Origin of the sequence: Nonomuraea turkmeniaca (genome assembly GCF_005889735.1) — a bacterium.
GTDB classification, from domain to species: Bacteria; Actinomycetota; Actinomycetes; order Streptosporangiales; family Streptosporangiaceae; genus Nonomuraea; species Nonomuraea turkmeniaca.
In genome coordinates this window covers 34,712-44,685 of record NZ_VCKY01000065.1, presented here as the reverse complement: position 1 = coordinate 44,685, position 9,974 = coordinate 34,712, and the positions used below count along the sequence as shown (strand labels likewise).

At 70.6% G+C, this 9,974-nt stretch carries 6 protein-coding genes; 3 read left to right on the top strand and 3 right to left on the bottom strand.

Annotated elements, in window-relative coordinates:
* The 3 genes from ETD86_RS20540 to ETD86_RS20530 all read right to left on the bottom strand — a co-directional run.
* Nucleotides 1-1,695, bottom strand: a 1,695-nt coding sequence (locus ETD86_RS20540; RefSeq protein WP_246148036.1) for a S1 family peptidase, incomplete at its 3' end; no start/stop codon positions are given.
* Between the two features lie 81 nt (nucleotides 1,696-1,776).
* Nucleotides 1,777-2,118 (bottom strand): hypothetical protein, encoded by a 342-nt coding sequence (locus ETD86_RS20535; protein WP_138667768.1) that lies wholly within the window; start codon nucleotides 2,116-2,118, stop codon nucleotides 1,777-1,779.
* A gap of 4 nt (nucleotides 2,119-2,122) precedes the next feature.
* On the bottom strand, nucleotides 2,123-3,214 hold the full coding sequence (locus ETD86_RS20530) for a LacI family DNA-binding transcriptional regulator (RefSeq protein ID WP_138667767.1): 1,092 nt from the start codon (nucleotides 3,212-3,214) through the stop codon (nucleotides 2,123-2,125).
* 277 nt (nucleotides 3,215-3,491) lie between these two features.
* Here ETD86_RS20530 and ETD86_RS20525 point away from each other — a divergent pair, with 277 nt between their 5' ends.
* Genes ETD86_RS20525 through ETD86_RS20515 form a run of 3 tightly spaced genes read left to right on the top strand, consistent with a single transcriptional unit; the run spans nucleotide 3,492 to nucleotide 9,968 of the window.
* Nucleotides 3,492-6,221 (top strand): exo-rhamnogalacturonan lyase family protein, encoded by a 2,730-nt coding sequence (locus ETD86_RS20525; protein ID WP_138667766.1) that lies wholly within the window; start codon nucleotides 3,492-3,494, stop codon nucleotides 6,219-6,221.
* Between the two features lie 24 nt (nucleotides 6,222-6,245).
* Nucleotides 6,246-8,075 carry a rhamnogalacturonan lyase family protein gene (locus ETD86_RS20520; RefSeq protein WP_170223177.1) on the top strand — a complete coding sequence of 610 codons (1,830 nt, stop codon included), beginning with the start codon at nucleotides 6,246-6,248 and terminating at the stop codon, nucleotides 8,073-8,075.
* Between the two features lie 12 nt (nucleotides 8,076-8,087).
* Nucleotides 8,088-9,968 carry a DUF2264 domain-containing protein gene (locus tag ETD86_RS20515; protein ID WP_138667765.1) on the top strand — a complete coding sequence of 627 codons (1,881 nt, stop codon included), beginning with the start codon at nucleotides 8,088-8,090 and terminating at the stop codon, nucleotides 9,966-9,968.
* Nucleotides 9,969-9,974 lie beyond the last annotated feature (6 nt).

The window sequence follows — 9,974 nt, the reverse complement described above, 5'->3', positions numbered from 1 at the left end:
TCGCGCCGCGGTCGTAGACGGGGTCGTGGAAGAGGTTCTCCGGCCCGCCGGGGTCGGCGGGCGGGCTCTGCCAGAACTCGTCCTCGGCCGGCGTGGCGTAGGCCGCGTCGAAGGCGACCTGCACGGTGCGGCTTCGTGGCCGCCGGCGCCGTGGCCCTGCCCGTACGCGCCCTGCACCGGAGGCGACACCTGGGCCTGGCTCGCCGGGAGTTGCCGCCACTGAGGCGGGGGCACCGCGCCGTACGGCGGCGGGGCGAAGGACGGCTCGGGGCGGCGGCGCCCACGGAGGACCTTGACCAGGATGAGGGTGATCACGATCGCGACCAGCACGCCGGCCCCGATGAGCACCCACACCAGGATCGACTTGGGCGTCTCGTCCTTGCCCGCGGAGATGGCCTGCTGCGTGTCGCTGAGGTATTTGGCCACGTACGGGTGGTTCGGGAAGAGCGCCTGGACCTCGCGGAACTTCGGCAGCGCGGCCGAGTAGTGGTGCCGGAAGAAGTCGTTGAGCGCCTCGTTGTACCGGGTCGTCGTGATGGCCTGGGCGGGCTTGATGTTCTTCTCGCCCAGTTTCTCCTTGATGATGCCCACGGGCAGGACGAAGCTCTCGTTCTCCGACGCCTCGCCGCCCTCGCTGACCGTGCCGGCGATCAGCATGCCGATGACCTTGCCGTCCTTGCTGAACACCGGGCCACCGGAGTTGCCCTTGTAGGAGGGCGCCTGGGTCTGGATGTACGGCACACCGGTCTGCGTGGTGCGTTTGGCGTTGTACGGGCCCTCGGTCAGCGCCGGCTCCAGCTTGGACTCCAGGCTGAAGAACGGGGTGTTCGTGACCAAGCCAGGGAAGCCGCTGATGTACAGCGTGTCGCCGGTCCGCACGTCGGCGTCCTCGCCCAGCGGCACGGTCGGCAGGTTCTGCTGCCCGTTGACCTTGAGCAGCGCGAAGTCCTTGCCGGGGTAGCTCTCGCCCACCGACACCAGTTCGGCGGGGACCGGCTTGGCCGTCTTGTCCACGCCGCCGCCGGGCAGGCTCTGCACGACCGACAGGCTCTGCTGCAGGTTGCGGATCTTCATGTGGTCGGTGTTGAACGTCACGTAGATCTGCTGGGCGAGCTTGACGATCTCCTCGTCGGCCTCGATGCCCTGCAGGCCGTTGATGATCTCCTTGGCGTCCTGCTCGTTGAACTTCTTCAGCGCCTGCTGCGCGAACAGCCGGCTGAGCTCGGTCTCGCCCACCTGGACGCAGTGCGCGCCGGTGACCATGTAGCCGTCGGGGGTGACCCACCAGCCGGTGCACAGTCCGCCGACCTCGGCGTCGACCGTACGCTCCGGGGTGGTCGAGGTGAGGTAGGTGTCCACGTCGGCCGCGATCCGCTGGAACAGCCACTTGGCGATGCTGCGCTCGTCTGAGGCGATCTTGCCGGACTGCACGGTCGCCGTGGCCTGCTGGACGAGCTGGGCGAACGCGGTCTCGTTGATCGTGCTGGTCGGCACGGCGACCGTGCCGGTGTAGGTGAAGCTGGTCAGCTGGACCGCGGGCTGCGTGCGAGCGGCCAGCCAGGTGCCGACGGGCACATCGGGTCGCTCATCGGGCGCCACCTCGGCCGCCGCCGGTGACACGGGCAGCGCGACCGCCATCACCACCGCCGCGGTCGCGGCGATCTTCGTAAACCTTTTCCTGATATTTCCGTTCACAGCCGGAAATGGTGGTGGACGGCTCTTGTGGGCGGCTTGGAGCCGACTGGCGGTGCAGGACTCCGCCGAGGGCGGTGCCGCTCAGTCCCGTTCTCGAGGCAACGGGAGGTCCACCCGCCGCCCCAATCCGAACGAGCCCGCCTCGTCATGCGTGACCATGGCGTACGCGCCGACGGGCACTCCGTCGAGAACGGCCGCGCGGGACGCGATGCTCAGGAGCGTGTCTTCGTCGGCCCCGCTGATGAAGAAGACATAGACGTCCCCGAACTCCTCACTGTCGTCGAAGACCTCCGCCTCGCCCTGCTGCTCCCTTTCGAAGACGAACTCGTCGATCACCTCGATCCACGGAAAGGCGTAGTCGTCTTCGGGCACCCGTGGATCCGCGACGAGGGGAACGTGGATCTCAACGACAAGCTCGTCCATGCCCCTATGGTGCCTGGTTCCTGAGCGGGCGGACCGAGTCGCGGACGATGATGTGGGTGCCGAGCAGGACGTGCTCGGCCATGCCCGCCTGGATGCCCGCCTGATCCTGCCCCCGTCCGAGCGCCAGGCGTACGGCGGTGCGGCCCAGCTCCTCGTGCGGCACGTGCACGGTGGTGAGGTCGATGTCGGCGGCCGGGGGCAGGTCGTCGAAGCCGACCATGGAGACGTCGTCGGGAACGCGCAGCCCGTGTTCCCGCAGCGCCTGCCGGGCGCCGGCCGCGATGAGGTCGTTGCCGGCGAAGATGGCCGTGAAGTCGCGGGGCCCGGCGGCCAGCCGCTGGCGGACCATGCGGTAGCCCTCGAGCCGCTCCATCGTGCCCTCGACCTCCAGGCCGGGATCGTGCGGCACGCGGTGGTCGGCCAGGGCCTTGCGGTAGCCGGCGACGCGGCTCTCCGGGGTGGTGTAGCCGTCGCGCCGGCCGAGGAACAGGATGCGCCGGTGGCCTGCCGACAGCAGGTGGCTGGTGATGGCGTAGGCGCCGCCGGTGTTGTCGTACTCGACGACGAGGGCGGGCACGCCGGGGCCCAGCGGCGGGCGCCCGCACAGGACGAGCTGCGAGCCGGCGAGCGCCAGCGCGCGGGCGTATTCGGCCATGCGCTCGCGGTAGGCCTCGTCGTTGACGACGTTGCCGACGAGGATCACGCATTCGGCGTGCTCCTGGCGCATGAGCTGCACGGTGGCGAGCTCGCGCTCGGAGTCGCCGCCGGTGGTGCCGACGATGCACAGCTTGCCTTCGAGCGCGGCCTGGGCCTGGACGCCCTGGGCGACGTGGGCGTAGTGGGGGGAGACGACGGAGTTGACGATGATGGCGACGCTGCGGCTGCTCGCGCCGGCCAGCCCGCGTGCGTTGGCGTTGGCCACGTAGTCGAGCTCCCGGACCGCGCGCATGACCTTGCTGCGGGTCGCGGGTGCGCTGGGGTAGGTGCCGGACAGGATCCGGGAGACCGTCGCGACGGACACGCCCGCGTGCGCGGCCACGTCGCGGATCGTCGTCGGCCGCCGCCCCTCGTCGCCGGACGCAGCACGCCGGGCCATCCTACCTCCCCCTGGCGCTGCAACACGCTGGTAAACCGCTTTCATACGATGGTTCCGCCTCGCCGCAGGAGTGTCAAATCACCGCTCGCATGCCCGCAGGCCAGACGGGTGGGCGGCGCGCACACCAGGGTTTGTCGCAGGTCGGCCATGCAAACGCATCCCATGGTTGCAGAGGGCCCTTGACAGCCATTGCAGCTCATGCTGCGATCTGCTCTTAGTAAACGGTTTAACAACTCGCCGTTTCATCGCTGTTACGCCTACCGAGTGGAGCCCCCCCATGGCGATGATGTCCCGACGAAACCTTCTCTTGAGCGCGGCGGCGGTCGGCGCCGCCGGGCAGGTCGGCTGGACCGCGGGACCGGCGCGTGCCGAGGCCGCGCAGCCGGTCACGGCGAGCGGCGCGCTTGACGACGGCGTCCAGCTCCGGTGGCTGGAAGGCGGCGCGCCCCGGCAACTCGCCGCGGGGTCCACGTGGGGCGTGCCGTGGCCGAAGGGCACCGTGCCCAAGGACCAGGCCTTCGCGTTGCGCACCGCCGCGGGGCAGCAGGTGCCCGTGCAGACGTGGGCCACCGCGTACTGGCCGGACGGGTCGCTCAAGTGGACCGCTCACGCCATCGGCGCCGAGGTCGCCCCGGCCGAGCAGTACGTGCTCACCGCAGGACAACCGGCCGCGCCCGCGGCGGCCGTGACGGTCAAGGACGGCGACGACCAGGTCGAGGTGAGCACCGGCGTCATCCGGTGCCTGATCCCGAAGAAGGGCGACCGGCTGGTGAGCGCCATCCTGCGCGGCGACCGTGAGATCGCCCGCGACGGCGAGCTCGTCTGCCTGCGACAGACTGACCCCGGCGACGACGAGGGCGGCTCGGTGAAGAAGGAGAGGTTCACCGGCCGGACGGAGAAGGTGACGGTCGAGCAGTCCGGCCCGGTCCGCGCGGTGGTCAGGATCGACGGCGCGCACCGGCACGGCAACCGGTCCTGGCTGCCGTTCACCGTGCGCCTGTACTTCTACGCCGGCAGCGACGGCATCCGCGCCGTGCACAGCTTCGTCTACGACGGCGACGAGAAGGAGGACTTCATCCGCGGTCTCGGCATCCGGTTCAAGGTGCCGATGCGCGACGAGCTGTACAACCGGCACGTGCGCTTCGCCGGAACGGGCGACGGCGTCCTGGCCGAGGCGGTGCGCGGCATCACCGGCCTGCGCCGCGACCCGGGCGCCGCGGTCCGCCAGGCGCAGGTCGCCGGGCAGGCCACCCCGCCGGTGGCGACCTGGGACACCCGGGTCAGCTCGCGGCTGCACCTCATCCCCGCCTTCGGCGACTACTCGCTGCGCCAGCTCACCGCCGACGGCTTCCAGATCCGCAAGCGCACCAAGAGCGGGCACGGCTGGATCCCGGTCGACGCCGGTGGCCGCGCCGGCGGGCTCGGGTACGTCGGCGGTCCCACCGGCGGCTTCGCCTTCGGCATGCGCAACTTCTGGCAGCTGCACCCCAGCCAGCTCGACATCCGTGGCGCGGCGGGCGACAACGCCGAGATCACCGTGTGGTTGTGGTCGCCCGACGCCGGGCCCATGGACCTGCGCTTCTACCACGACGGGATGGGCCAGGACACCTACGCCGAGCAGCTCGAGGGCCTGGAGATCACGTACGAGGACTACGAGCCGGGCTTCGGCACCCCGTACGGCATCGCGCGCACGACGGAGCTGATGTTCTGGGCGCTGGAGGCCACCCCGGCCGCCGAGAAGGTGGCGGAGCTGGCCCAGGCCGTGCAGACGCCGCCGCTCGTCGTCGCACCGCCCGCGCACATGCACGCGGCCAAGGTCTTCGGCGACTGGTCGCCGGTCGACCGCTCGACCCCCGCCAAGGCCCGCATCGAGGACCGCCTGGACTTCCTGTTCGACTTCCACAGCGAGCAGGTCGAGCAGAGGTCCTGGTACGGCTTCTGGGACTACGGCGACATCATGCACAGCTACGACCCCGACCGGCACGTCTGGCGTTACGACGTCGGCGGCTACGCCTGGGCCAACTCCGAGCTGTCGCCCGACCTGTGGCTCTGGTACCACTACCTGCGCACCGGGAAGGCCGAGGCGTTCCGCTTCGCCGAGGCGATGACCCGGCACACCGGCGAGGTCGACGTCTACCACCTCGGCAAATGGCGGGACCTGGGAACCCGGCACGGCGTGCAGCACTGGGCCGACAGCGCCAAGCAGCTGCGCATCAGCACCGCCGGCTACCGGCGATTCCTGTACTTCCTCACCGCCGACGAGCGCATCGGCGACCTGATGCACGATCTCGTGGACTCCGACAAGTCGTTCCTGGTCCTGGACCCCATCCGCAAGATCCGCACGGGCCCGTACGAGCCGGACCCGCACGCCCTTTCCGTCGGCACCGGGACCGACTGGAGCGGCCTCGCCCTGGCCTGGCTGACCGAGTGGGAGCGCGGCGGCGACCCGATCGCCAAGGAGAAGCTCCTGAACAGCATGCGCACGATCGCGGCGATGCCCAACGGCTTCGCGCGCGGCGGCGGCCTGTACGACCTCGACGACGGCACCTTCAAGCCCACCGAGCCGGCCGTCAGCGTCGGCTCGCTCGGCTCGGTGTTCGGGCTGGTCGAGGTCTGCAGCGAGATCATCCACCTGACCGGTGACGAGGCGTTCACCAAGGCGTGGCTGCAGTACTGCCGCCTCTACAACGGCACCGCCGCCCAGCAGCAGGCGGAGACCGGGCAGTCGTGGGGCAACCTGAACCTGCGCCAGGCCCACTCCCGGCTCACCGCCTACGCCGCCGCCAAGCTCGGCGACGCGACCCTGGCCGCGCGGGCGTGGAAGGAGTTCGACACCGGCCACGCCGGATACCCCAAGACCCTGGAGTTCAAGGCGGTGCGCGTGGCGGGCTCGAAGGTGCTCAAGCCGGTCGACGAGACCGCCTTCGCCTCGACCAACGCCTCCTCGCAGTACGGCCTGGCCGCCATCCAGTGCCTCGCCCTCGTGGGCGACCACCTTCCCGCGTAATCCGGCACATCCAAGGAGGAGAACATGCGCGCCTTACGCAAAGCGGCTGTCATCGCCTCGGCGGTCCTGGCCGTCAGCACGGCACTGGTGGCCGGCTCCACGTCCACCGCGTCGGCCCTCGCGGGTCCGCGGGTGATGGAGAACCTCGGCCGCGGGGTCGTGGCCGTGCGCTCCAGCAGCACCAGCGTCCTGGTGACCTGGCGGCTGCTGGGCCTCGACCCGGACGGCATCGGCTTCAACGTCTACCGGTCCACCGCCGGCGGCTCGTACGTCAAGCTCAACACGAGCGTGCTGACCGGCGGCACCAACTACGTGGACTCCACGGCCGACCTGACCAGGGCCAACAGCTATTACGTGCGGCCCGTGGCCGGCGGCGTGGAGCAGGCGCCGAGCAGGGCGTTTACGCTGACCGCCAACCACGCCACCGAGCCGGTGGTCCGCCTGCCGCTGCGGGCCGGCGGCCCGGTGAAGTTCGTCTGGGTGGGCGACCTCGACGGCGACGGCGAGTACGACTATGTGCTCGACCGGCAGACGTCCCCGCAGAAGATCGAGGCCTACCGGAGCAATGGGCAGTTCCTCTGGCAGGTCGACATGGGACCGAACAGCACCAACCAGGACAACATCGAGGGCGGCTCGTCCACCATCGACGTGGGCCACAATGACGGCGTCACCGTCCACGATCTCAACAGCGACGGCCGCGCCGAGGTCGCGGTCCGCATCGCCAACGGCGTCACCTTCGGCAACGGGACCAGGTTCACCAACAGCGACAACAACCGCCAGTTCATCGCCATCCTCGACGGCGCGACCGGGGCGCCCCGGGCCACGGCTCCGGTGCCGACCGACTACCTGGCCGACGGCCCGATGTACGCGCGCTTCGGCGTCGGATATCTCGACGGCGCGACGCCGAGCCTCGTCGCGTACATGAAGAACCGTATCGGCAGCGGCGACTTCAACCTCATGATGACCGCCTGGAAGTTCACCGGGACCGCGCTGACCCAGCAGTGGAAGTGGCTGCGCGGCAACCAGGACATGCCCGACGGGCACAACACCCGCATCATCGACGTCAACGGCGACGGGACGGACGAGGTCGCCGAGATCGGGTTCGTGCTCAACGGCAACGGCACCTTGCGGTACTCGCTGGCGCCCCAGGGCATCATCCACGGCGACCGCTTCCACATCGCGAAGATGGACCCGAACCGTCCCGGCCTGCAGGGATACGGCGTGCAGCAGGTCAACCCCAGCGGCCTGCGCGAGTACTACTACGACGCCGCCAACGGCTCCATGATCTGGAAGCACGTCGAATCCGGCACGGCCGACGTGGGCCGCGGCATGGCCGGCGACATCGACCCGCGCTTCCCCGGCATGGAGGTCTGGTCCTTCTCCGGTCTCTACAACGCCCCCGGCAACCGGCTCGCCGAGCCGAACACGTCACTGCGGCCGTGGCCGCACCTGGGCCTGTGGTGGGACGGCGACGTCACCATGGAGCTGCTCAACGACGGCAAGATCGAGAAGTGGAACCCGAACAGCCCGACCACGACCGGCAGCGTGCCCCGGCTGGTCAGCACCTGGAACTACGGCGCGGTCAACGCGAGCGGCCCGAACCCCGCCTTCGTCGGCGACATCCTCGGCGACTGGCGCGAGGAGGTCGTGTACACCAACGCGGCCTACAACGAACTGATCATCTTCACCACCAACGTGCCGTCGAGCACCAGGTTGTACACCCTCGCCCACAACCCCGCCTACCGCAATGCCATGACCCTCAAGGGGTACATGCAGTCCCACCACGTCGACTACTTCCTCGGGGCCGGCATGACCAAGCCGCCCCGGCCGAACATCACCTACGCAGGAAGCTAAGCTCCTTTGTCTATGTCAACGCGCCTCCCATCGCCCGATGACCGACTGTCCGGCTACACCGGCTGGACCCGGGCGCACTGGGAGGCGATGGCCGATCACCTGCTGGCGTCCGTGATGCCGTACGCGACGGACGGTTTCTCCCAGTTCCGCCTGCCCGGCAGGCCGAGCCGGTCGGGGCCGGTGAGTGACGGCCTGGAGGGTTTCGCCCGCACGTTCCTGCTCGCCGCCTTCAAAATCGCCGGCGCGGGCGGGGACGTGCCGCCGGAGCTGCTGGAGCGGTACGCGAGCGGTCTGGCCGCCGGGACCGATCCGGCGCACCCGTACGCGTGGCCGGCGCTGACCGACATGTCGCAGCAGCTCGTCGAGGCGGCCTCGGTGGCGCTGGCGTTGCACGAGACCCGGCCGTGGATCTTCGATCGGCTCTCGCCCGCCCAGCAGGAGCGGGTGGTGGCGTGGCTGGCCGGGTTCGTGGGGCGGCGCACGCCGGACAACAACTGGGTGATGTTCCGCGTGGTCGTCGAGCAGTTCCTGGCCGAGGTGGGCGGGCCGCACGAGCCTGGCGAGATCATCGGCGGGCTGGAGCGGGTCGAGGAGTGGTACGCCGGCGACGGCTGGTACTCCGACGGCAAGGGGAAGAACTTCGACTACTACTGCGGCTGGGCGATGCACCTGTATCCGTCGTTGTGGGCGCGGATGGCCGGTGACACCGCCAGGCAGGAGCTCTACGCGGCGCGGCTGCACCGCTTCCTCGGCCACTACCAGCACTTCTTCGCCGCCGACGGCGGACCGGTGCACCAGGGGCGTTCGCTGACCTACCGGTTCGCGACGGTGGCGCCGCTGTGGCTGGGCGCGCTGACCGGCGCCTCGCCGCTACCACCTGGCCGGACCCGGCGCATCGCCAGCGGCGTGCTGCGTCACTTCGCCGAGCGGGGCGTGCCTGACGAGCGCGGGCTGCTCAGCCTCGGCTGGTACGAGCCGTTCCGGCCGGTCACGCAGGACTACTCGGGTCCGGCGTCGCCGTACTGGGCGAGCAAGGCGTTCCTCGGCCTGCTGCTGCCACCCGGGCACCCGGTCTGGACGGATCCCGAGGAGCCCGCCCCGGTCGACCTCGCCGACCAGGCGGTGGCGATGGCCGCGCCCGGCTGGCTGCTGCACGCCACCCGCGCGGACGGCGTCGTGCGGCTCGTCAACCACGGCAGCGACCGGGACCGCGTCCAGGACCCGGACGGGCCGCCCGACCCGCACTACCTCAAGTTCGCCTACACCACCCACACCGGGCCCGAGGTGGGGGAGAAGGCGCACGGCGTGGACAACCACCTGGCCGTCATCGCACCCGACGGTGCGGCCTCGGTCAGGCGGTTCATCGAGCCCCTGGTCGTGGCGGACCGGTTCGCCGCCTCCGCCTATCAGGACGGCCCGGTGCGGGTGGTGACGGCCTCGGTCGTCGACGGCGCGTCGGAGATCAGGATCCACCAGGTCACCGCCCCCGCCGGGCACCAGGTGCGGGACGGCGGCCACGCCCTGGCCGCGGCGGTCCCGCTCGACCTGCGTGCAGGCGAAGGTGTGGCGCTGGCCCGGCGGCCGGACGGGCTGAGCAGCGCCGTGCGGGCCCTGCACGGTTACACGGGCGCCGACCTGGTGGCGGCGGAGGAGGCCAACGCCTTCGGGACGCACTCGGCCACCCCGTACGTCGTCGCCGACGCCCACCCCGGCGGCACCGCCGTCTACGTCAGCCTCGTGTGGCTGGCGGGGGAGCAGGAGCCGCCCGCGCCGGGCGTGCGCGTAGAGGGCGACCTGGTCGTGCTCTCCCTGCTCGGCGGGGACACGGTGACGGTGCGCCTGGGCGACGTGCCTGCCTGCGAACGCTCCAGGACCGGCTTGCCCGTAGAGTAGTCGTGT